General features: G+C 66.7%; 23 protein-coding genes and 1 riboswitch. Of the genes, 9 read left to right on the forward strand and 14 right to left on the reverse strand.

All coding sequences use genetic code 11. The features are described from left to right. Positions 1-40: 40 nt before the first annotated feature. On the forward strand, positions 41-2,056 hold the full coding sequence (locus ACQR1I_RS34255) for a S8 family serine peptidase (protein ID WP_434870808.1): 2,016 nt from the start codon (positions 41-43) through the stop codon (positions 2,054-2,056). Between the two features lie 1,033 nt (positions 2,057-3,089). Here the strand turns inward: ACQR1I_RS34255 and metW are convergent. Together metW and metX are read right to left on the reverse strand one after the other, a co-directional pair. Then, positions 3,090-3,752: a methionine biosynthesis protein MetW gene (metW, locus tag ACQR1I_RS34260; protein ID WP_434870807.1), complete on the reverse strand. Its 663-nt coding sequence runs from the start codon at positions 3,750-3,752 to the stop codon at positions 3,090-3,092. Positions 3,753-3,755: 3 nt separating this feature from the next. Beyond that, positions 3,756-4,970 (reverse strand): homoserine O-acetyltransferase MetX, encoded by a 1,215-nt coding sequence (metX, locus tag ACQR1I_RS34265; RefSeq protein ID WP_434870806.1) that lies wholly within the window; start codon positions 4,968-4,970, stop codon positions 3,756-3,758. A gap of 91 nt (positions 4,971-5,061) precedes the next feature. Then, a riboswitch (SAM riboswitch) is annotated at positions 5,062-5,141 on the reverse strand. A gap of 195 nt (positions 5,142-5,336) precedes the next feature. Between metX and ACQR1I_RS34270 the strand changes: the two genes are divergently transcribed. The 3 genes from ACQR1I_RS34270 to ACQR1I_RS34280 are packed head-to-tail and all read left to right on the forward strand — an operon-like array spanning position 5,337 to position 8,237. Next, positions 5,337-6,170: a chorismate mutase gene (locus ACQR1I_RS34270; protein ID WP_434870805.1), complete on the forward strand. Its 834-nt coding sequence runs from the start codon at positions 5,337-5,339 to the stop codon at positions 6,168-6,170. 37 nt (positions 6,171-6,207) lie between these two features. Further along, positions 6,208-7,305: a histidinol-phosphate transaminase gene (gene hisC, locus ACQR1I_RS34275; protein WP_434870804.1), complete on the forward strand. Its 1,098-nt coding sequence runs from the start codon at positions 6,208-6,210 to the stop codon at positions 7,303-7,305. After that, on the forward strand, positions 7,302-8,237 hold the full coding sequence (locus ACQR1I_RS34280; RefSeq protein ID WP_434870803.1) for a prephenate/arogenate dehydrogenase family protein: 936 nt from the start codon (positions 7,302-7,304) through the stop codon (positions 8,235-8,237). The genes hisC and ACQR1I_RS34280 overlap by 4 nt, the downstream gene beginning before the upstream one ends. 2 nt (positions 8,238-8,239) lie before the next feature. Here ACQR1I_RS34280 and ACQR1I_RS34285 read toward each other — a convergent pair whose 3' ends face one another. After that, on the reverse strand, positions 8,240-9,424 hold the full coding sequence (locus tag ACQR1I_RS34285; protein WP_434870802.1) for a DUF2125 domain-containing protein: 1,185 nt from the start codon (positions 9,422-9,424) through the stop codon (positions 8,240-8,242). Positions 9,425-9,523: 99 nt separating this feature from the next. Here ACQR1I_RS34285 and ACQR1I_RS34290 point away from each other — a divergent pair, with 99 nt between their 5' ends. Continuing rightward, positions 9,524-10,111: a gamma-glutamylcyclotransferase gene (locus tag ACQR1I_RS34290; RefSeq protein WP_434870801.1), complete on the forward strand. Its 588-nt coding sequence runs from the start codon at positions 9,524-9,526 to the stop codon at positions 10,109-10,111. Positions 10,112-10,115: 4 nt separating this feature from the next. On the opposite strand, the gene ACQR1I_RS34295 is transcribed toward ACQR1I_RS34290, so the two are convergent. The 4 genes from ACQR1I_RS34295 to ftsE form a co-directional block, all read right to left on the reverse strand. Then, positions 10,116-10,883 (reverse strand): lysophospholipid acyltransferase family protein, encoded by a 768-nt coding sequence (locus ACQR1I_RS34295; protein WP_434870800.1) that lies wholly within the window; start codon positions 10,881-10,883, stop codon positions 10,116-10,118. A 12-nt stretch (positions 10,884-10,895) separates the two neighbouring features. Then, a complete protein-coding gene (locus ACQR1I_RS34300) occupies positions 10,896-11,561 on the reverse strand; it encodes a YdcF family protein (RefSeq protein WP_434870829.1) in 666 nt (221 codons plus the stop codon). Positions 11,562-11,865: 304 nt separating this feature from the next. Then, positions 11,866-12,834: a cell division protein FtsX gene (locus tag ACQR1I_RS34305; protein WP_434870799.1), complete on the reverse strand. Its 969-nt coding sequence runs from the start codon at positions 12,832-12,834 to the stop codon at positions 11,866-11,868. Further along, a complete protein-coding gene (gene ftsE / locus ACQR1I_RS34310; RefSeq protein ID WP_434870798.1) occupies positions 12,827-13,486 on the reverse strand; it encodes a cell division ATP-binding protein FtsE in 660 nt (219 codons plus the stop codon). The genes ACQR1I_RS34305 and ftsE overlap by 8 nt, the downstream gene beginning before the upstream one ends. Positions 13,487-13,700: 214 nt before the next feature. Between ftsE and ACQR1I_RS34315 the strand changes: the two genes are divergently transcribed. Together ACQR1I_RS34315 and ACQR1I_RS34320 are read left to right on the forward strand one after the other, a co-directional pair. Then, positions 13,701-14,555, forward strand: a complete 855-nt coding sequence (locus ACQR1I_RS34315; RefSeq protein WP_434870797.1) for an MJ0042-type zinc finger domain-containing protein — start codon at positions 13,701-13,703, stop codon at positions 14,553-14,555. A gap of 54 nt (positions 14,556-14,609) precedes the next feature. Continuing rightward, positions 14,610-14,990, forward strand: a complete 381-nt coding sequence (locus ACQR1I_RS34320) for a response regulator (protein ID WP_434870796.1) — start codon at positions 14,610-14,612, stop codon at positions 14,988-14,990. A gap of 36 nt (positions 14,991-15,026) precedes the next feature. On the opposite strand, the gene ACQR1I_RS34325 is transcribed toward ACQR1I_RS34320, so the two are convergent. From ACQR1I_RS34325 to ACQR1I_RS34355, 7 genes are all read right to left on the reverse strand, one after another. After that, positions 15,027-16,196 (reverse strand): mandelate racemase/muconate lactonizing enzyme family protein, encoded by a 1,170-nt coding sequence (locus ACQR1I_RS34325; RefSeq protein WP_434870795.1) that lies wholly within the window; start codon positions 16,194-16,196, stop codon positions 15,027-15,029. Positions 16,197-16,231: 35 nt separating this feature from the next. Continuing rightward, the gene (locus ACQR1I_RS34330) at positions 16,232-16,936 is read right to left on the reverse strand and encodes an SDR family NAD(P)-dependent oxidoreductase (protein ID WP_434870794.1); all 705 of its coding nucleotides are present in this window, start codon (positions 16,934-16,936) and stop codon (positions 16,232-16,234) included. Then, a complete protein-coding gene (locus ACQR1I_RS34335) occupies positions 16,933-18,003 on the reverse strand; it encodes an ABC transporter substrate-binding protein (RefSeq protein WP_434870793.1) in 1,071 nt (356 codons plus the stop codon). Before ACQR1I_RS34335 ends, ACQR1I_RS34330 begins: the two co-directional genes overlap by 4 nt. A gap of 21 nt (positions 18,004-18,024) precedes the next feature. Continuing rightward, positions 18,025-18,864: an ABC transporter permease gene (locus ACQR1I_RS34340; RefSeq protein ID WP_434870792.1), complete on the reverse strand. Its 840-nt coding sequence runs from the start codon at positions 18,862-18,864 to the stop codon at positions 18,025-18,027. Then, positions 18,857-19,684 (reverse strand): ABC transporter ATP-binding protein, encoded by an 828-nt coding sequence (locus tag ACQR1I_RS34345; RefSeq protein ID WP_434870791.1) that lies wholly within the window; start codon positions 19,682-19,684, stop codon positions 18,857-18,859. The genes ACQR1I_RS34340 and ACQR1I_RS34345 overlap by 8 nt, the downstream gene beginning before the upstream one ends. A gap of 72 nt (positions 19,685-19,756) precedes the next feature. Beyond that, on the reverse strand, positions 19,757-20,701 hold the full coding sequence (locus tag ACQR1I_RS34350) for a dihydrodipicolinate synthase family protein (protein ID WP_434870790.1): 945 nt from the start codon (positions 20,699-20,701) through the stop codon (positions 19,757-19,759). A gap of 25 nt (positions 20,702-20,726) precedes the next feature. Then, positions 20,727-21,587 carry an IclR family transcriptional regulator gene (locus ACQR1I_RS34355; protein WP_434870789.1) on the reverse strand — a complete coding sequence of 287 codons (861 nt, stop codon included), beginning with the start codon at positions 21,585-21,587 and terminating at the stop codon, positions 20,727-20,729. Between the two features lie 212 nt (positions 21,588-21,799). On the opposite strand from ACQR1I_RS34355, the gene greA reads away from it, so the two are divergent. Continuing rightward, on the forward strand, positions 21,800-22,282 hold the full coding sequence (gene greA, locus ACQR1I_RS34360) for a transcription elongation factor GreA (protein ID WP_434870788.1): 483 nt from the start codon (positions 21,800-21,802) through the stop codon (positions 22,280-22,282). Between the two features lie 21 nt (positions 22,283-22,303). Then, positions 22,304-22,765, forward strand: a complete 462-nt coding sequence (locus ACQR1I_RS34365) for a metallophosphoesterase family protein (protein WP_434870787.1) — start codon at positions 22,304-22,306, stop codon at positions 22,763-22,765. Positions 22,766-22,790 lie beyond the last annotated feature (25 nt).

The raw sequence follows: 22,790 nt of genomic DNA on the forward strand, positions 1-22,790 counted from the left end.
CTGCGCGCGCGAGACGAGATGAGGATGAAGGAGCCCGCAAATGGCTGCACGAAACAAACCTGAGCATTCTGATCAGAAGAACACGGCCGGCAACGGCGCCGGAGCCCAGTCCGCAACGGACGAGCAGCCGGCCACCGAAGCAGCCGCCACGCCGCAAGCTGCGACATCGGCGGCAGCAACTCCGCCCGCCGCAGCACAAGGCGCGGGCCGCAGCAACAGCGCCAACGCAGCGCCGGTAGCAGATCAGCCCGCCGCAACGCTGTCGCAGCGGCGGGCGCAGTACATCCTCGCCCCGCGCCAGCAGATGGGGCTGGGAACGTTCAGCGCCGACTTCATCGTGCAGCAGCTGACCGCCAGTCCCGACATCGATGTGGTCAAGACCATCCAGCCGCCGCGGCTGCTCGACTTCCAGAGCGCCGATCCGGGACAGGCGCCGCTCGGTCCGATGGTGCTCGCCCGCATGGCGCCCGACAAGGCCGAACTGCTGAAGAGCCAGGCCGGCGCGCGGCTCGCTGTGGAGCGCGACCTGCCGCTCAGCTACATGCTCGATCCGAGCGTGCCGCAGTTGCCGGCGCCGCATCAATTGCCCAATCCCGGCGTTCTCGTTCCGCTGGCCGACGGCTTCGCGACGACGATCGAAGTGATCGGCGAGAGCGGCCCGTTGCCCGAGACGGAAGTCTACGTATTCGGCAGCGTATGGCCGGTGCAGGGCGTCACCGACGGCAGCGGCCGGGTCACGCTCAGGATCCAGGGCGAAACGCCCGACACGATCCGCGCGATTCTCATCAAGCCCCGTGTCGACTACTGGACGTTCTGGCTCGATCGTCCGCAACTGGTCCCGGACAGCGTCAACCGCATCGCCGCGAAGCCGCTGGGCGCCACCATCCAGGGTTTTCCGGGCCAGCAATTGCTGGGCTGGGGCCAGCGTGCGATGGGCCTCGACCGCCTGCCGCCCGCCTACAACGGTGCCGGCATCAAGATCGCGATCATCGACTCCGGCACGGCGCCGACGCATCGCAATCTGCACAATGTCGCGATCGGCAAGAGCATGGTTGGCGATCCCGCCGCCTGGTCCGTCGACACCATCGGGCACGGCTCGCATTGCGCCGGCATCATCGCAGGTGGTCCGGTCGGCAGCGGCGGCGGCATTCGCGGCTTCGCTCCCGCGGCCGAAATCCACGTCTGCCGGATCTTCCCGGGCGGCCGGTTCAGCGATCTCGTCTCGGCGCTCGACTACTGCATGGAGCATGACATCGACGTCGCCAACATGAGCCTGGGCGGTGGCGACCCGTCGCAGATCATCGAGGACCGGATCCTGCGCGCCAAGCAGCGCGGCATGGCCTGCATCGTCGCCGCCGGCAACTCCTCGGGACCCGTGCAGTTTCCCGGCTCGACGCCGCATTGCCTGTCGGTCGCCGCGATGGGCAAATGGGGCGAATTCCCCGACGACAGCTTCCACGCGCAGCAGGCTTTGGACGGCTTCCGCAGCAGCGACGGCTATTTCCCGGCGAAGTTCTCCTGCTTCGGCCCGGAGATCGATGTCTGCGCGCCGGGCGTCGGCATCGTGTCCTCGCTGCCGGCCGACGGCTTCGGCGCCTGGGACGGCACCTCGATGGCGACACCGCACGTCACCGGCCTCGCAGCTCTGGTGCTGGCGCATCATCCCGACTTCAAGGGTCCGTTCGCAGCTCGCGACGCGAACCGTGTCGAGCGGCTGTTCAAGATCCTGAAGGAGACATCGACCCCGCTGCAGTTCGGCGACCCGAACCGTTCGGGCGCCGGACTGCCGAACGCGATGCGCGCACTCGGGCTGGAGAGCAGCGTGGCGGCGGCGCCCGCGGCCGATCCGTCGCTCGACGTTCTGCGTCGTCTGTTGGGACTGACGCGCGGCGAGACGCCAACGCTCGCGCCGCAGGCTCCCAATGGCAAGCTGAACGGTGCGAGTCCGGTGGCGAGGGGACCCGCAACCACGGCGGCCGAGCGGTCCAGCGCGCCCGTCGGAGACCCGAGCCCGGCGCAGATCCGCGACATGATGCACAAGGTCGGATTGCTCTAACTCTCGTGATAATGCGTCACGGGCCGTAGCCTCCCCAACTTGCACGACGGACAGTTTGCGCAGCTCATGCGCAAATGCCCGTCGTGTGATTTTGTCGTGCGTTCGGCATGTGCAAGGCGCGAGGGACTCAATCCACCGACCAATGCGCGACATCATAGGCACGCGGATGTCGGAGCGCTTGCGCGGAGGCAAATGACGCTGCAACGCGCGGCGCGAATGAAAAATGAATCTGCACGACAGGCTATCAGCGCATGCGCGCCATGCGCCAGCTGCCCGTCGTATTGGTTTGTCGCAAGGTTGGCCCTTGCACCATCGGGCAAATCAGGCGCAGATTTCCGCCCGTCCCGCCTCACAGCAAGAGGGGCGTATCGCGGTCGTCACGAACGCTGAGGTGGGATGCGGTGGGCGTGTCGGATTGCGCGTGAGTCATCTCGCGCGGACGAACAATTCCGGCACGCACGGTCAAGTCGCGCGGTCCTGACATCCCGACGCTGATGTCAACTCACGGCGAAGCTTTCGCTTCTCGTGGGGATGGTGGCCAGAAAGCCCGGCGCACCAGGGAGAACGCGAAGCAGCCGTACAACCATCGCGCAGGGAAGGCCGGGTGTTCCGGCTCGTACCTGTGGTTCCTGCCGCCTGCATTTTTTCTGCAGGCGGGCCATGGGTGCGGCCAGCATCCGGCCTTCCCTGCGCCTCTGCGTTATCAGGAGGCGGTGAACGACGTATAGCCCGGGCGCGGATGCGCCGCGGGGATGTACCGTGACGTCGTTAGTTGTTTGAGATGCACAGTGGGACAGATCGTGCAGCAGGCGGCGCTGACTTCAGCGGTCATGAGTTGGCTTGACGCCACCACACTCTCGCTGTCGTCCCGGCGAACGCCGGGATCCATACCGCGGAATCTCTCGATAAAGCACAACTGCCAGTCATCGTCCCAGCAGGGCCGGTGGCTATGGGTCCCGGCTCAAGGCCGGGACGACAGCGGAGGATGACGTGCGCGCACCGGACTTCGCACCACCGGCCAGCCGAGGAGCCCCTACCGCCTCTCCGCCCGGCTCAGCAGGAACACGCCCTGCTCGCCGAACATGTTCCAGAACCACCAGGGCATCGCCACGCGCAGCGGGCGGCCGTAACTATCAAGCGCCACCGCTCGCTCCATCTTGACGCCGATCTCGTCGCAGAGCTGCACGAAATCCTTGATGGTGCAGAAATGAATGTTGGGCGTGTCGTACCAGGTGAAGGGCAGGTTGTCAGTGCGCGGCATGTGGCCGCCGACCAGGAGCTGCAGGCGCAGCCGCCAGAAGCCGAAATTCGGGAAGGTGACGATGGCGCGGCGGCCGATGCGCAGCAGATTTTCCAGCACGTCCTTCGGCCGGCGCGTCGCCTGCAAGGTCTGCGACAGGATCACGTAGTCGAAGGCGTCGTCGGGATAGTCGACGAGATCGGTGTCGGCGTCACCCTGCACCACCGCGAGGCCCTTGGCGACGCAATGGTTGACGCCCTCGCGCGACAGCTCGATGCCGCGACCGTCGATGCCGCGGCTCTCCAGCAGCTGCAACAGATCACCATCTCCGCAGCCGATGTCGAGCACCTTGGAGCCGCGCTCGACCATGCCGGCGACCAGCAGATGATCCGGCCGATACGCCAGCACCTCGCCGCCGGAGAAACCGTTCAGCGGCAGCACACCCTGCAGGCTCATGCCTCAGCTCCCCTTGGCGGCGTTGAGGCCGCGCGCCTTGCCGGCGGAATCGAGAAAGGCGCTGGCGATCTCGAAGAACTCGGGCACGTCGAGCAGGAACGCGTCGTGCCCCCGGTCGGTTTCGATCTCCGCGAACGACACCCGCGCGCTGGAGGCGTTGAGCGCATGCACCAGCGCGCGCGATTCCGAGGTCGGAAACAGCCAGTCGCTGGTGAACGACACCACGCAGAAGCGGGTCTTGATGCCACGGAACGCTGCGGACAGCGTGCCGTCATGGTCGCCCGCGATATCGAAATAGTCCATCGCGCGGGTCAGATAGAGATAGGCATTGGCGTCGAAGCGCTCGACGAAGGACGAGCCCTGGTAGCGCAGATAGCTCTCGACCTGGAAATCGGCGTCGAACGAGAATGTCGGCAGCTCACGGTCCTGCATGCGGCGGCCAAACTTGCGATGCAGCGCGGCGTCGGACAGATAAGTGATATGCGCGGCCATCCGCGCCACAGCGAGGCCGCGATGCGGGTGCGTGCCCTTGTCGGCGTAGCGGCCATGGTCCCATTCGGGATCGGCCATGACAGCCTGGCGGCCGAGCTCGTGGAAGGCAATGTTCTGGGCCGAGTGCCGCGTCGCGCAGGCGATCGCCAGATTGGCGAACACGCGCTGCGGATACGCCACCGTCCATTGCAGCGCCTGCATGCCGCCCATCGAGCCGCCGACCACCGCGAACAAGGTGCCGATGCCGAGATGATCGATCAGCATCGCCTGGGCGCGCACCATGTCGGGGATGGTGATGATCGGGAAATCAAGACCCCAGACCTTGCCGGTGGCAGGGTTCAGCGACGCCGGACCGGTCGAGCCCATGCAGCCGCCGATCACGTTGGAGCAGATGATGAAGTAGCGCGCCGGATCGAGCGGCCGTCCCGGGCCGACCAGCGTCTCCCACCAGCCGGGCTTGCCGGTGACCGGATGGCGGTTGGCGACGTGCTGGTCGCCGGTCAGCGCGTGGCAGATCAGGACGGCGTTGGACTTGTCGGCGTTGAGCTCGCCATAGGTCTGGTAGGCGATCTGGAACGGCGTGAGGTCGACGCCGCAATCGAGCTTGAGCGGCTTGTCGGCACCGAACTGCGCGACCAGCGAGCTCGGATGGTCGACCTCGTGCGAGCGCTCCTCGGGCGCGACCGTGCGCAGCGCGGATGTGGATTTCGGCGTCAGGCCTGTCATGTCTCTCACCGCGGCCATTCGGCCAGGGCTCCCGAACCACGTGACATATCAGGCCATGAAAAACCCGGCCTGAACTGGGGTTCGGCCGGGATCGATAACGTCCCCGGCCTGTTTAGCGAGTTTTTTAACGTGGCTGCAAGCCGGCCGGCTCAAATGACCACGGAACGAGCAGAAACTAGTCCCGCGGGCGCTCGTCGTCAAGGCAAGCTGGGGTTGACCGATCCGGCACCCCACGGCTGCAGGTCAGCCAAGCCTAGGCAGCACAAGGTAAACTTGCTGTTGCGCAGGTCCCCTTCATCGGAGAGAACGGCATTCGTTCCAGTCGGCTGCGCGTTTCCCCGCGGCCCGCGAAGAGTGACCACGCCCATGTCGAACCTGCCGCCCGCCCCGCCCTCGCTCGCCGACCTGCGCAAGGAGATCGACGCGATCGACGAGCAGGTCCATCACCTCCTGATGAACCGGGCCGACATCATCGACCGGCTGATCAAGGTCAAGAAGACCCAGGAGGTCGGCTCGGCGTTCCGCCCGGCGCGCGAGGCCGACATGATGCGGCGCCTGGTGCAGCGCCATCGCGGCATCCTGCCGCTCGACACCGTCGAAGGCATCTGGCGCGTGATCGTCTCGACCTTCACCTATGTGCAGGCGCCGTTCTCGGTGCATGCCGATGTGTCGGTCGGCGAGTCCGCAATGCGCGACTCCGCCCGGTTCCATTTCGGATTTCTCGTGCCCTATGTCGCGCATTTCAGCGCCCAGGCGGCGGTGGAAGCGACGGCGCATTCGAAGGGCGATCTCGCGCTGGTGTCCGCGACCTCGGGACACACACCGTGGTGGATCACGCTCGAGCCCGCAGGCGCACCAAAGATCATCGCGCGGATGCCGTTCATCGAGCGCGCCGATCACCCGGCAGCGCTGCCGGTCTTTGCCGTGTCGCGCGTGGCCGACGACGCGCTGGTGCTGGAGGTCGAGACCTGGAGCATCCGCGTCTCCGGCTGGAATGCGCAGGTGTCGCGGGCGCTGTCACCGCTCGCCGATGTCGTCGCGGTGCCCGATACCGCCTTCGACGGCGCGGCCCTGCTGGTGTCGATCGAAGCGCCGTCGAACATCGACAGCATCAAGGCGGCCCTGATCGCCGCGGGTGCCTCGGTGCGCTCGACGGCCCTCGTCGGCGGGCATGCGAAACGCTATACGGTTCCCGCCTGAGACGCTCCGCGCCAGTGATCATCTTCCGGAGTTCATGATGTCCCGCCCCGTGCCGAACGCCGGCATATCAGACATTGCGCCGTATGCACCGGGCAAGAGCCCGACGCCCGAGCCGGGCCGCAAGGTTTTCAAGCTGTCGGCCAATGAGACGCCGTTCGGCCCGTCGCCCAAAGCGATCGAGGCGTTCAAGAGCGCGGCCGGACATCTGGAGGATTATCCCGAGGGCACCTCGCGGGTGCTGCGCGAAGCGATCGGCCGAACCTATGGCCTCGATCCCGCGCGCATCGTTTGCGGCGCCGGCTCCGACGAGATCCTCAACCTGCTGGCGCATGCGTATCTCGGCCCGGGCGACGAGGCGATCTCGACCGCGCATGGCTTCCTGGTCTACCCGATCGCGACCATGGGCTGCGGCGCCAGGAACGTCGTTGCTGCCGAGACGGAGTATCGCACCGACGTCGATGCCATCCTCACTGCGGTGACGCCGCGCACCAAGCTGGTTTGGCTCGCCAACCCGAACAATCCGACCGGGACCTACATCCCGTTCGACGAGGTCAAGCGGCTGCGCGCCGGCCTGCCCGCGCATGTTCTGCTGGTGCTCGACGCCGCCTATGCGGACTACGTCTCGCGCAACGACTACGAGTTCGGCATCGAACTGGTCGCGACTACCGAGAACACCGTCGTCACGCATACCTTCTCCAAGATCCACGGCCTCGCCGCGCTGCGCGTCGGCTGGATGTTCGGCCCGGCCCACATCGTCGATGCCCTCAACCGCATTCGCGGGCCGTTCAACGTCTCGACGCCGGCGATGCTGGCTGCGGTCGCCGCGATCGAGGACACGGCGCATCAGCAGATGTCGAAGGCGCATACCGAGACGTGGCGCAACTGGCTGACCGAAGAGATCGGCAGGCTCGGGCTGAAGGTGACGCCGAGCGTGACCAATTTCATCCTGATCCATTTCCCGACCTCGGCAGGCCGGACGGCCGTCGACGCCGACGCGTTCCTGACGCGGCGCGGCCTCGTGCTGCGCGCGCTCGCCAACTACAAGCTGCCGAATGCCTTGCGCATGACGATCGGCACCGAAGAAGCCAATCGCCTGGTCGTCGAGGCGCTACGTGAATTCATGGGGCCGAAGTGACCGTTCCAGGAAAATTCGAACGCATCGCGCTGATCGGCTTCGGCCTGATCGGCGGCTCGATCGCCCGCGCGGCGCGGCTGCAGGGCGTGGCCGGCGAGATCGTCACGTCGGCGCGTTCGGAGAAGACGCGCGCGCGCGTCGCCGAGCTCGGCATCGTCGATCAGGTCGTCGCGACCAACGCTGAAGCCGTCAAGGATGCCGATCTCGTCATCCTCTGCATCCCCGTCGGCGCCTGCGGCCCGGTCGCAGCCGAGATCGCACCGCATCTGAAGCCTGGCGCGATCGTCTCCGACGTCGGTTCGGTGAAGGGCGCGATCGTCCGCGACATGGCCCCGCACCTTCCAGCCAACATTCACTTCGTGCCGGCGCACCCGGTCGCGGGCACCGAGAACTCGGGTCCGGACTCCGGCTTTGCCGAGCTGTTCATCAACCGCTGGTGCATCCTGACGCCGCCGGAGGGCGTCGATGCCGATGCGATCGAGAAGCTGCGCGCGTTCTGGGCGGCGCTCGGCGCCAAGGTCGAGATCATGACGCCGGATCATCACGACCGCGTGCTCGCGATCACCAGCCACCTGCCGCATTTGATCGCCTACACGATCGTCGGCACCGCCGACGAGCTGGCGCAGGTCACCGAATCCGAAGTGATCAAGTTCTCCGCCGGCGGCTTCCGCGATTTCACCCGTATCGCAGCGTCAGACCCAACGATGTGGCGCGACATCTTCCTGAGCAACAGGGATGCGGTGCTCGACATGCTCGGGACCTTCACCGAGGACCTCTCGAAGCTGACGCGGGCGATCAGGCGGGGCGACGGCGAGGCGCTGTTCGATCACTTCACCCGCACGCGGGCGATCCGCCGCGGTATCGTCGACATCGGCCAGGATTCGGCAGCGCCCGATTTCGGCCGACCGCTGCCGCAGATAAAGAAGCCCTGAGGTCAGAACAGCGGAGGGACGCGGGCGACCTTGAACGGACCGAGCACGACGGCACCATCGGAGAAGCGCAGCGGGAAGGTCCGCGCCTTGCGTCCTTCCAGCGTCGTTTCCTTGCCGAGCGCGTTGATGCCGATCGCGACGCCGACATTGGCGTTCTGCTTGACGACCTTGCCGAGGCCGGGAATGGCGCGGTCGAGCGCGCCGAGCAGATTGTTGACGTCCTGCGACTTCACGCCCGGGGCCACGCGATCGAGCGTCCCCTGCGGCACGCCGTTCTCGAGCATCTTGTCGAGGCCGAGCGCCGGAATGACCTTTTCGATTCCGGCCACCGTCATCTGCACCTCGCCCTCGATGCCGCCATTGGCCGTCAGGCTGAGCGTGCCGGCGGCGAGCGCCAGCAACTCACCTTGCTGGATGCGCGCCTGGACGATTTCGACATGACCGCCCGCCGCCTGAATCTCGCGAAAGCGCTCCGGCCAGGGTTTGGGACGGAAGTCCTTCAGCCCGGTGACCCGGGCCTGGATATCGGTATTGAACGGCTCGGCGAGCAGCGGATGACTGCCCTGGATGCTGCCGCCGTCGATCTGCAGCGACGTCTCCAACAGCGGATGGTCCGACGCCGAGCCCTCGGCAATACGTCCGTGCAATTCGGCGTGATCGGCACGCGCAGTCGGCACGGGAGCGCCGCCGTCGATGCGGTCGATGGTCGGCTGCTCGAACACGAGGTCCGCGCGCTGCGGCGGCCCGGGCAGACCGCGCACGCTCGCCTGTCCGACGCGCCAGTTGGCCGTGAAGGCGGCGGGGCTACGTCCATCGGCGATCGTCGCCGGCCCCTTGAATTCGGCGATGATCCGCTTCGGATCCCACACCTGCGCGACGACCAGGATCTCGTCGAGCTTGGCATTCATGAGCGGCGTGCCCGCGGCCTGCGAGAACAGCGCCACGGTCGGATCGGCGCAGCGTACCTCGAGCCGGAATGGGAAACCGCCGACCGAGCGCTGGGCGCAATCATAGACACGGCCGGACTTCGCCTCGCGGGCGCGCCAAGCATCCGCCTGGACATCCACCTGCGAAGCGGCAAAGAACCAGAAGCCGCTCCACGCGACCGCCGCGATCAGCAGCAGGACTGGAGCGATCAACAGCCCTACGAGGGAGCTCCTGCGGGGCGCTTGCGGCGAACGAGACATGCAGGACACCCTTTGGGCAGCAAATTTGGCGATTCCGCGATCACGGATTGTGTATGTAAGTTACGATTTCGCGATCGCCACCCTTAGGCTTCCTCTCCGATGTCCGCAATGACCCTCTCTGAACGCGAGCTTCCGCACGGCGACCTCTGGGTGTTCGGCTACGGCTCGCTGATGTGGCGCCCCGGTTTCGACTTTCTCGAGCAGGTGCCGGCGCGACTGATCGGCGAGCACCGCGCGCTGCGTGTGTATTCCTTCGTCCACCGCGGCACGCCGGAGAAGCCGGGCCTCGTGCTCGGCCTCGATCGTGGTGGCGCGTGCCGCGGGATCGCGTTCCGGGTGGCCGAAGACAAGCGCGATGCGACCATCGCATACTTGCGCGCGCGCGAGCAGGTGACCTCGGTGTATCGCGAGGTGCGCCGCTCGGTCTGGCTGGAAAACGACGCGCGCGAGCGGGTCAGCGCGCTGGTCTACGTCGTCGACCGCGGGCACGTCCAATATGCCGGGCGGCTCTCGCTGCAGGAGCAGTTGCGCCACGTGCGCCAGGGTCACGGTCAATCCGGCGCCAACCGCGACTACGTGATCTCGACCGTCAAGGCGATCGAGGCGCAGGGTTTTCGCGACGCGCAGCTGCATCGGCTGGCGACGATGCTGCACGATGACGGTCACGCGCCGCATCCGCCAACGTGACTGTTCAACCCTCGGCCGTCGCCGGTCGACGATTGAACAGCTTCGCCTGCTCGGCCTGCCCTGCCGACACGAGGCGATTGGTCGCATCCTCGATCGTGCGCTCGATCCGCGTCATGAATTCGGCGCGGGGCAGCCCGGGCGGCAGCGGATCGAGAAACTCGACGACGAGCGTGCCGGGATAGCGAAGAAAGGTTCGCCGCGGCCAGAACAACCCCGAATTCAGCGCCACCGGCAGGCACGGCACGCCGCAATCGGCATAGATCAGGCCGACACCGCCCTTGTAGTCCGGCGGCGCGCCCGGAGCGCGGCGCGTTCCTTCCGGGAAGATCACGAACTGCCGGCCGTGCTTCACCTCTTCCGCAGCCCGCTGCATCACCTGCTTCAGCGCACGCGCGCCGGAGCTGCGATCGATCGCGACCATGTTCGCCTTGACCAGATACTGTCCGAACAGCGGCAGCCGCAGCAGTTCGCGCTTGAGCACGAAGAACGGCTGGTCGAAGAAGTGCAGCAGCGAGATCGTCTCCCACATCGACTGGTGCTTGGCCGCCACGATCAGCGGCCCCTTGGGGATCTTCTCGGCGCCGCGATACTCGACCCGGATGTTGCAGACCAGGCGCATCAGCACGATGTTGCTCTGCGCCCACCAGTTCGCGACGCGCAGCACCGCCTTGCGCGGCATGAACAAGGTCGGCAGCGCGACCAGCGCCCAGAACACGAAGTTCGGATAGAACAGGATGTTGAACAGCAGCGAGCGCAGGAAGATCGAGACCATCAGGAACCCAGTTCAATTGGCTTGCGCCGTCGCCGGACGGCGCGACACCGAGCCAGTCGGCGGCTCGGCCTCGGGCACGAGGTCGAGGCCGAGATCGGCAAGCCGCAGCCGCGCCTCGGCAGCGACATATTTGGCATATTCGGACAGCAGAAGCCGCAGCGTCGGGCCGCTGGTCCACCACGGCTCGTCACGCCATTTTTCGCCGACGACGGCGTAGGGGATGAGATCCATGCTCGGCATCGCGTGCGAGAGCTCCACGATGGCGCGAGGCATGTGATAGTTCGAAGTGACCACGATCAGCGACTTGAAGCCGCGCTCGGCGGCCCAGCGCCGCGCCTGCGCCGCGTTGCTGCGGGTGTTGATTGCCGAATAGTCCAGGTCGACGCAGCAGTTGATGAACGAGCGCGCCTCCGGCAGCGAGCGGGTGATGTCGTTGGCGTCGTTGGTCGGATGCACGCCGGAGATCAGCAGCCTCTGCCCATAGCCGCCGGCGAGCAGTTCAACGGCGTCGGACACCCGCGACGAGCCACCGGTCAAGACCACGATCCCGTCAGCCTTGCGCTCGGGCTTGATCTCGGCGCCGCGCAATTGCGACAGAAAGCCGACGAAGCCGACGGCCGCGACGAAGAAGCCGACCGCGAGCAGCGCCACGATGGCCGCGAGCGTTCGTCCCACCACAAGGATGAGCGGCAGCTTGCGCCTGCTATCGTCGATCTCCGGCCCCATGCAACGCCTGGCGATTCCTTGCCTGCCTGCGCGCGGCGCCTCGCCGTCGCGCGCTCCCGTCCTTCAAGTCCGGGAACGCTGGCGGGTTTCGCCGGCATCCCGATCACGATCGGTCGCCGCCGATCCTGGCGTGCGACCTCCATCGTGTTCGTGACCCAGCTCACCCTCGGCCTGCCTTGCCCCGACGCGGATGATTTTAGGCGCTTTTCGGGCCGAGTGGAATCGGCACTGTGGCGCCCGGGGACAGCGGCCTCCGTCAATCGATGCTCGCCAAGGTCGCAAACAGGGTGCGGCGGGCTGCCCAACCGGTCACGGCGGCGATCACGACCGCCTGTAGCGCGATCACGATATAGCCGAGCGGGCGCAGCGAGAACGTGCCCAGGAGGGCCGCGAACTGATCTCCCACCGGCGTACCGGAGAACCAGTTGGCGATCGACTCCGAGAAGCCGAAGCCGAGCATCGCTAGCCCGCCCCCGATCACGCCGCCTTCGAGCCCGAGCTGCAGGAAGTGCCGCAGGAAGTGATTGGCGATGTAGCGGTCGCCGGCGCCGACGAAATGCAGCACTTCGACGATGGGCCGGTTGGACGCCATGGCACCGCGCGTCGCGAACGAGACCGAGATGATGGTGGCCACGATCACCAGCACGAGAATGCCGAAACCGGCGAACAGGGTCGCGCCGGTCATCGAGCGCATGCGCTCGATCCAAGCGCGGTGGTCGTCGACGCTGGCGGTCGGCGCTACCTGCGTCACGCGATTGCGCAGCGCGTTCAGATCAAGGCTGGTGCCGGGCTGCACGCGCGCGATGATGACGCGCGGCACCGGCAGCTCATCGAAGGACAGGCCGCTGCCAAGCCACGGCTCCAGCAGCTTGCTCGACTCGTCCTTGGTGAAGGGCCGCACCTCGACGAACCCGGACTGCGCCCGCATCGCCTCCGTCACGAGGGCAACGTCGCGCTCGAGATCGCGTCCGGTCTTGGGCCGAACCTGCACCGTGATTTCGCTGGCCACCTCCGACTGCCACTCGGCCGCGGATTCGCTGACCAGCAGCACGCCACCGGTCGTAATGGAGGCCAGGAAGGTCATGATCGCCACCACCGCGACCAGCGCGCGGCCGGCGATCGACGCTCGCGGCACGATCGGTGACACGATGCGGGCCTGCGCCGGCAGTTGCGGGCGGTCATCGCCCAGATCGACCAAAAGGCCGCGCTCGTCCACGCTACTCATAGATGTGCAGCCGTCCCTGATGCAGCACCAGCCGGCGGGCCTCGTATTGGTCCATCAGCGTGATGTCATGGGTTGCGATGATCACCGCCGTACCGGAGCGATTGAGCTCGATGAAAAGGCGCAACAGGCGGCGGCCCAGCGTCGGATCGACGTTACCAGTCGGCTCGTCGGCCAGCAGCAGTTGCGGCCGCGAGATGACGGCGCGCGCAATCGCCGCGCGCTGCTTCTCGCCGCCCGACAGGATCGGCGGCAGCGCGTCCATGCGGTCGCCCAGGCCGACCCATTTCAGAAGGTCGATCACCTCCTTGCGATAGCTCGACTCGTCGCGTCCCATAACGCGGAACGGCAACGCCACGTTTTCATAGGTGGTCATGTGGTCGAGCAAACGGAAGTCCTGCAGCACGATGCCGATCCGCTTGCGCAAATCTGCGATCTCGTCCTTGCTGAGCAGCGAAATGTCGTAGCCGAACAGATTGACCAGGCCGCGGGTCGGGCGCAGCGACAGGAACAACAGTTTCAGCAACGAGGTCTTGCCGGCGCCCGAAGGGCCGGTGAGAAACTGGAAGGAATGCGCCGGAATCTGGAACGTGAGGTCGCGGAGGATCTCCGGCCCCAGTCCATAGCGCAACCCGACATTTTCGAACCGAACCAAAGCCTCAGCTCCGTTCGACAGCGTGCGTGCGCAATCCGCACGCGACAAGCCCGATGGTACGATAGCCCCATTGAGCGCTCGTTATGGTTTCCGGTTCGTTAATGGTTGCCATGTACCAATGGCATGATTGAGTTCTGACGGTCGTCCACATGGCGGTGCTTGTAGCACGAACTGTCGGAAACAAAGCGGCAATGGCCGTCGGAGATCAGGCGCGATGTTCATCGTTTGCCCCCATTGTGCGACATCCTATGCGATTGACCTGGCAACCCTGGGCATGGCGGGCCGCAGCGTGCGCTGTTCCCGTTGCAAGGAGGTCTGGCTGGCGCGTCCGGAGGATGCGGTCGAGGCGCCGGCGCCCGTCCCCGCCATGGCCGAAGCCGCCGGCGCGCCGGCGCCGCGGGACGCCGCCGACGAATGGGAGGCGCTGGCCCGCGAGGAGCCGGACGAGCAGCCGCCGGAGGTGGAAAGCCCGTCCATCGCCTCCGGGTGGCCCGAAGATGCGGTCGCCGAGGAGCCGGGCGATGCCGCTCCCGACGCCGAGCAGCCGGCCCAAGGCAGGTTGGCGCGCCTCGCCGGCCTCAGCCGGCTCATCAAGCGACCGGCTCTGCCGGACTTCCCGGGCAAGAAGGTGTTCAACCTGCCGGCGCTGACCGTTGCAATGGCCGCACTCACCATCGCGCTGGGGGTCTGGCGGGCCGACGTGGTCAGGCTCATGCCGCAGACCGCGTCGTTCTACAAGATGGTCGGGCTCGAGGTGAATCTGCGCGGCGTGGCGTTCAAGGACGTGAAGGTGGCGACCGAGACGGTCGACGGCAAGCCGGTGCTGGTGATCGAAGGCACGATCGTGAGCACCACGAAGAAGGCGGTCGACCTGCCCCGGTTGCGCTTCAGCGTCCGCGACGCGCAGGGGACCGAGATCTACGCCTGGAACACGCTGCTCGAGCAGACCGCGCTGAAGCCTGGCGAGCGAACAACGTTCAAGTCCCGCCTCGCCTCGCCCCCTCCCGAAGGGCGCAATATCGATATACGATTCTTCAACCGGCGCGATCTCGCCGCCGGCAGTGCCTGATGGTTCCGGTCTCGTGGGTCTCCCGCGGGGCCCACGACACGGAGACGAAACGACATGTCGCGCGTGCTGATCGCCGACGACGAAGATTCGATGCGGACGCTGGTCGCGCGCGCCATCGCGATGGACGGGCACGAGACGGTGACCGCACAGGACGGCGCCGAGGCGCTCGACATCCTCACCCGCGAGAACGGCGCCTTCGACCTGTTGCTGACCGACATCCAGATGCCGATCATGGACGGCATCGCGCTGGCGCTGTCCGCTGCGCGCGATTTTCCCGACCTGGTCATCCTGTTGATGACGGGCTTCGCCCATCAGCGCGAACGGGCGTCGAACCTGAATGCGATCGCGCATGACGTGATCACCAAGCCATTCTCGGTCGCCGACATCCGCACTGCCGTGGCCGACGCGCTGGCCTCGAAGGCGGCCAAGACGTAGGACGTACACCAAGGCATCGCCTGCGAGGTAGCCGACTCACGTGCTGAGCGCGCGCATCTCCGCGTACAGATCCGACTTGCCTTCGAAGCCGATGCCGGGGAGATCGGGCATGGTGATGTGGCCGTCGATCACTTTCACCCCGTCGGGGAAGCCGCCATAGGGCTGGAACAGGTCCGGATAGCTCTCATTGCCGCCGAGGCCGAGGCCCGCGGCGATGTTGAGCGACATCTGGTGGCCGCCATGCGGGATACAGCGCGACGGCGACCAGCCGTAGGTCTTGAGGACGTCGAGCGTGCGCAGATATTCGCACAGGCCGTAGGACAGCGCGCAGTCGAACTGCAGCCAGTCGCGATCGGGGCGCATGCCGCCATAGCGGATCAGGTTGCGGGCATCCTGGTGGCTGAACAGGTTCTCGCCGGTCGCCATCGGGCCGGGGTAGAAGTCAGCAAGCGTCGCCTGCAGGTGATAGTCGAGCGGATCGCCAGCCTCCTCGTACCAGAACAGCGGATAGTCGCGCAGCATCTTGGCGTAGGCGATCGCGGTCTCCAGGTCGAAGCGGCCATTGGCATCGACGGCGAGCTGGTTGTTCGGGCCGATCTCCGCGAGCACCGACTCGATGCGCTGGCGGTCCTCTTCGATCGGCGCGCCGCCGATCTTCATCTTGACGACGTTGTAGCCGCGCTCGAGATAGCCGCGCATCTCGCGACGTAGCGCCGACAGATCCTTGCCCGGATAGTAGTAGCCGCCGGCGGCGTAGACGAAGACGCGCGGATCGGCCTTGCGGTTGTGGCGCTCGGCCAGCAGGCGGAACAGCGGCTTGCCGGCGATCTTCGCCACCACATCCCAGATCGCCATGTCCAAGGTGCCGACCGCGACCGAGCGCTCGCCATGACCGCCCGGCTTCTCGTTGATCATCATCGCCGCCCACGCCTTGTCGGGGTCGATGTTCTCCTTGGTCGCATCGAGCAGCGACGCCGGATCGACCTCCAGCAGGCGTGCGCGAAACCGCTCGCGGATCAGGCCGCCCTGGCCGTAGCGGCCGTTGGAGTTGAAGCCGTAGCCGACCACGGGGCGGCCATTGCGCTCGACATTGGTGATGACCGCGACCAGGCTCGACGTCATCTTGGTGAAGTCGATATAGGCGTTGCGGATCGGCGATGAGATCGGCTTCGTCACCTCGCGGACGTCGACGATACGGACGGTCATTTGGTCTTCTCCTGGTCGTGGTCGCAGGCGCAGCGCTACAGCGAGGCGCCTGCGCAGATGGTGATGGTCTGTCCGGTGATGGCGGCCGCCTCGGGCGACAGCAGGAAGGCGGTGAGCGCGGCAACCTCCGCCGGATCGACGAAGCGGCCCATCGGCGGCAGCACCGGCGCGGTGCCAGCCCGGTTGGGATCATGCAGGAACGGCGTATCGGTGGCAGCCGGCGCAATGACGTTGACGGTGATCTGGCGCGGCGCCAGCTCGATCGCCCAGGAGCGCGCAAGGCCGGTCAGCGCCGCCTTGGTCGCGGCATATTGGCTGCGGCCCGCCGCGCCATTGGCGGTGCGGCTGCCGATCAGCACGATGCGGCCGCCCTCGCCCATGTGAGGAGCAAACGCGTTGGCCAGCGTCTCCGCTGCGCCGACATGGACGCGCCACATGCCCTCGCCGTTGTCAGGTTCGAGCTCGCCGAGACGGCCGACGCGCATGTAGCCGGCGGCGTGGACCAGCGCACTGACCGCACCGATCTCGGCCAGGCGCGCCGAGAGCGCGCCTGGCTCGGCGAGATCGGCCTGCAGGCCCTTGAAGTCCGGATGCGTCAGGGCCGGCGGCGCGCGATCGATCCCGGTCACGCGCCAGCCACCGCCGAGCAGACGCTCGCCGATGGCGCGGCCGATGCCGGAGCTGGCTCCGGTCACCACGGCATGACGCGGACCAGAACGGCTGTCGTGATCCACCGTCATCCCTTGTACGCAGCCGCCTCGGCCTTGATCTTCGCCTGGTCGAAATCGTTGATCTTGTCGATCAGCGCGTTGGTGTAGAGCGCATTGTAGTCCTTGATGTCGAGCCCGTTCATCGCCGCCTCAGTGCGGAACTCCTGCTCGTTGATGGCGCCCATTTTCGCGTTCGCATAGGGCGGCGCGTAAAGCTTGATGCGCCGGCCGATCGATTGCAGCACCGCCTTGACGGCCTCGTCCTCGCTGGCGCCGCGCGGCGCCGTTTCGGGATACATCTTGAGAAACGCCTTTGCGCCCGCAGTCGGGTTGGCGAGCAGGAACTGCGAGGCCTTGCTGACCGAACGGCCGAAGCCGACGAGAAGATCCTTGTCCTTCTCGAAGGTCTCGGGCATGGCCATCAGGAACTGGCCGCCGACCATCGGAATCGTGGCCGGGCGCGGCAGCAGCGTGATCTCGATGCCGGCGGCCTCGATCTGGCCGAACCCCGTATCGTAGTAGGCCAGGGCATCGATCACGCCGCGCTGCAGAGCCACGCCGGCGGGCGTGCCGTTGCCGACCGCGACCCAGCTCACATCCTTCTCCGGATCGAAGCCGAGCGCCTTCAGTACGTTCTTGGTCACCGGAAATTCAGTGGCGCCGAAATCCGAGACGCCGATCTTCTTGCCTTTCAGATCGGTGTAGCCCTTGAGCGCCGACCCCGGTGGCACGGCGATGTCCCACTTGTAGGGGTAGGTGTACTGATAGAACAGCTTCGCGCCGCTCCATTCGTTCTTGGCGAGCAGCGGCAGCGCGGTCGACGGCACGCCGATGCCGATCGTCACGGAGCCGCGATCCGTCGCCACCTGGACATTGGCATTGGTGCCGAGCGCCTGCACATCGAGCGAGAAGCCCTCCTGCGCATTGTAGCCGAGCGCCTCGCCGATCACGCAATTGATGACGCTGGCGTTGAGCGCCTTCAGACCGACGCCGAACCGGACCTTGCGCGCGTCGGCCGCCATCAGGCCCTTCGGCGCACCGCTCATCAGCAGCGCCGCACCGGCGCTGCTCTTCAGGAATGACCTGCGCGAAACCATTCTACCTTCCTCCCTGTTTTCCTATTTCTTGCGATTGGCGCCCCAGTGCACGACCTTCGCCTCGCACCAGCGCACGATGCCGTGCAGCACGATCCCGAGCACACCGAGGATGACCAGCGCCGCGAACACGCCGGCGACGTCCGACACCGCCTGCGCCTGGGTGATCACGACACCCATGCCGCGCTGCGCGCCGAGGAATTCGGCCACGATTGCGCCGAGCAGCGCGTACACCACCGCCATGTCGAGGCCGGCGAAGATGAAGGGTGCGGCGTTGGGCAGCTTGACGATGCGATAGGTCTCGAGACGCGACGCCGACAGCGAGCGCATCAGGTCGATGCGCTCCGGCTCAACGGCGCGCAGGCCCGTGAAGCTGTTGATCAGCACCGGGAAGAACGACAGCAGCGCCGAGATCGCGATCTTCGAGCCGTCGCCGAAACCGAACCAAATCACGATCAGCGGCGCGATCGCCACTTTTGGAAGACTCTGCAGCGCAAACGCGTAGGGCATCACCAGGCGTTCGATCGCTTCGACCTCGGCCATCAGCGAGCCGATGACGAGGCCGAGCCCGACGCCGATGGCGCAGCCGGCGGCAGCGTTGCTGAGCGTGCTCCACAGCGGCAGGTAGTAGCCGAGCGGACTGGCGGGGCTGACGGCGAGCCCCGACCACAGCGCGCGAACGACCGCTTCGGGCTTCGGCAAGATGTAGGACGGAATGTTCAGCAGGTTGACCGCGGCGATCCAGCTCAGGATCAGCACGGCAAGACCGATCCACGCAATCGGAGATCCCAGGCCGAGACGGCGGCGCGGCTTCTTCGTCGTGTGAGACATGGCAGGCGCGGCAACGTTGGCAAGATCAGTCATGGCCGTGCTCCTGCGCATTCAGCAGCCCGCGGACTTCCCTCGCGAGCCGCGCGTAGTCGGGGTGCAGCACGATGTCGTCGAACGTCCGCGGCCGCGGAATCGGGACGTGCAGATCCGCGAGGATGCGGCCGGGACGCGCCGACATCACGATAACGCGGTCGGCGAGGAAGATGGCTTCGGAGATGGAGTGCGTGATCAGCAGGATGGTCTTGCGGTTCTCCTGCCAGATCCGCTGCAGTTCGAGGTTCAGCCGCTCGCGGGTCAGCGCGTCGAGCGCGCCGAACGGTTCGTCCATCAGCAGGATCTCGGGATCGCGCACCAGCGCGCGGCAGATGCCGGCGCGCTGCTGCATGCCGCCGGACAGCTCGTAAGGGTATTTGTCGCCGAAATCGCCGAGGCCGGTGACGGCGAGCAGGCGTTCGATGCGATCGCCGGCGGGCGCATGCTTGCCGCCGACGCGCAGGGGCAGCCCGACATTGTCGCGCACCGTCATCCACGGCAACAGGTTGGCAGCCTGGAACACCACGCCGACCTTGCGCGAGGGTCCCGCCACCATCTCGCCGTCGAGCAGCAGCCGGCCTTCGCTGTAGCCATCGAGTCCGGCGAGGAGGCGCAGCAACGTGCTCTTGCCGCAGCCGGAGGGACCGACGACACAGACGAACTCACCCGGCCTGATGTCGAGCGAGATCCGGCTCAGCGCATGCACCGCCGCGCCCGAAGCCGACACATAGGTCTTGGAGACCTGGTCGATCGCGATCAGCGCATCGCCGGGCGCGGCAGACGCGCGCTCGGGCGCATTGTCGACATCCACCATCAGCATGAGCGTCCACCCGGATTATTGTTCGTTGGCCTGGAAACGGCGGCCGGAGCCGGCCGCCGCTTTGTCGCAAGCTCAGGCCGCAGCCTTCACCGTCAGTCCAGCCGCGGCGACGGCAGCCCGGATCGCAGCCATCTCCTCGGCGCTCGGCGCATGCGTCGGCGGGCGCACGGTGGCGTCCCGGATGACGCCGGCGACCTGCATGGCCGCCTTCATGCGGCCGTGCGCCTCGCCGGTCGGCTCACCTGCGCCATACACCGCGTCCTTGAGTGGATCGATCATCGACTGCAGCTTCATTGCGAGCTTGAGGTCGCCGGCGGTAACCGCGGCGAACAGGTCGTAAATCAGGTCCGGGATGACAGAGGCGAAACCGACCAGGGCGCCGTCGACGCCCTGCACCATCGACGCCAGCAGATATTCGTCGTGACAGGTCAGCAGCGCCTTCTGCGGCGCCGCCGCACGGATCGCCTTGATGTCGCGGGCGTACTTGTTCATCTCGCGGGTGCCGATCTTGAACGCCTGGACGTGGTCGAGGCGGGCGAGCTCGGCAAGCAGCTCGGAGGAGAACGAGGCGCGGGTCCAGGCGGGATAGACGTGCACGATCAGCGGCAGCTTCGTCGCCTCGCCGATCGCATTGAAGTAGTCGAGGCAGTGCTCGCGCTTGAAGCCGAAGCGCAGCCAGTGATGCGGCGGCATGACATCGAGCGCGGTGGCGCCCGCTTCCTTGGCCATCAGCGCATGCTCGATGCCGTCCTTGATGCCTTCGCAGACGACGGAGGAGATGGTCGGGCAGATGCCGGTGAGCGCCTTGGCGACGATGCGGGTGACCTCGGCGCGCTCCTTCGCGGTGAGGCTGAACACCTCGCCGGTGTGGCCGTTCGTCATGATGCCGACGATGCCGCGGCGCTTGCCGAGCCAGGCCGCGTAGCGCGACAGCTCGGCTTCGTCGATCGAATGATCGGCATTGAAGGGGACGGCGATCGCCGGGATGATCCCCTTGAAGTTGGTCATGACGCTCATGTCGGTCTCCTGGTGAGTGCAGATGTCATCGGTGCGAAACCGTGGCGGTGGCGCCGCCCATGGCCTCGAGCGCGCGCGACAGCTGGGCCGCGGCGCGGAGCAGCGGCGCAACGCCCATGCGTTCGAACGTCTCGGCTGAGGTGCGCATGGTCGGCGCGGCGACGCTGATCGCAGCCAGCGGCACACCGTCGCGATCGACGACGGGCGCGGCCAGCACGCACAGCCCGGGTGCATTCTCCTGATTGGACAGCGCGTAGCCGGCAGCCTTCACCTCGCGCAGGCGCTGCAGCAGCGCGTCGAGATCGGTGATCGTGGTCTCCGTGCGCTTGATGCGCGGCTGCGCTTCCAGCACCTCGATCTGTGTCTCCACAGGCAGCAGCGAGAGCAGCGCCTGGCCGACGGCGGTGGAATAGACCGGCGCGCGGCTGCCGATGCGGACGTCGACGCCGAGGCGGACAAGGCCGGCCTGGATGCGCTCGACATAGACGATGTCGCTGCCCTCGAGCACTGCGAGCGAGGCCGCCTCGTTCATCTCGCCGACGAGACTGCGCAGGATCGGCCGGGCCTGGTCGCGCAGCTCCGAGCGCGCGATCGCGTTGAAGCCGAGGTCGAGGCATTTCAGCGTCAGGCGAAAGCGTCTGCTATCGCCAACCTTCTCGACGTAGCCGAGCATCAGCAGCGTGTTGAGCAGCCGGAACGTGGTGCCCTTGTCGAGCGCAGCGCGGCGCGCGACGTCGGCGAGGACCAGTTCGGGCTGTTCGCTGGTGAAGGCGTTCAGCACCTGAAAGCCCTTGGCCAGCGACTGCACGACGCTTTTGGCGGCCTTGTTGTCCTCGTCCACGGGAGGCTCCGACGTTTCCTGCTCACCCGGCTTGACGTCGGGCATCTTCTGTTGCTATAGTTCGGATTGCGAACGATAGTTCGTATATTAATGCGCGTACCGCCCTTGCTGTCAAGGGAAACGGTAAACCGCGCGCGCCCACCGCGTGGGGGCGGAGGGGAAGCTTGCCGGGCGGGCGGCTTGAAATTCGCCGGTCCGACATGATGTGTCTGCTATGGGCCGCGATGTTTGCGGCCCTTCGCAGGAGTCGTGCCTCAGTGAGCGTCGCATTCACCAAGGAAGAGAGCGCCGAGACGGCGGCGGAGACGATGTTGCCGGACCGGCCGGTGTCGCCGCATCCGAATCTCGTCACCGAAGCCGGCTTCAAGGCGATCGAGCAGCAGCTGCAGCAGGCGCAGGCGGCGTATGAGGCGGCGCAGGCGATCGAGGACGTCAACGAGCGACGGCGCGAATCCGCGCTGCCGTTGCGCGATGCACGATACTTCGCGGCGAGGCTGCGCACCGCGCAGGTGATGCCGGCGCCGGCCACGGCTGACGCGATCGCGTTCGGCAGCACGGTGACGTTCCGGCGCGGCGACGGCCGCGTGCAGACCTATCGGATCGTCGGCGAGGACGAGGCCGATCCGAAGCAAGGCATGATCTCCTACGTCTCGCCGGTGGCGCGGCTGCTGATGGGCAAGGCGGTCGGCGACGTCGTCGTGGCGCAGGGCCAGGAAATCGAGATCCTCGACATCGCCTGACGCGCCAACCCCGGACGCACCATGAGGATCGGCATCATCTCCGACACGCACGGCCTGCTGCGCCCCGAGGCGGAACAGCGGCTCGCCGGCGTCGATGCCATCCTCCACGCCGGCGACATCGGCGGCGCCGAGATCATCGCGCGGCTGGCGCGGATCGCGCCCGTCACCGCGATCCGCGGCAACATCGACACTGCGGACTGGGCGCAGGCCTATCCGGAGACGCACACAGTGCGACTGGGCGGCCGCACGTTCTTCCTCGTCCACGACGTTCACGATCTCAGCATCGATCCGGCCAGCGCCGGCATCGATGTCGTGATCTCCGGGCACTCGCATCGCGCGCGGGTCGAGACCATCGGCCGCGTGCTCTATCTCAATCCCGGCAGCGCCGGCCCGCGGCGCTTCAAGCTGCCGATCACGCTTGCGACGCTGGACCTCACCGCCGGCCCGCTCGCGCCCGAGATCCACGATCTCGCAGCCGGTTGAAAGATCAGCGCGGCTTGGCTGACGA

Origin of the sequence: Bradyrhizobium sp. HKCCYLS2038 (assembly GCF_051167655.1) — a bacterium.
Classification (GTDB): Bacteria; Pseudomonadota; Alphaproteobacteria; order Rhizobiales; family Xanthobacteraceae; genus Bradyrhizobium.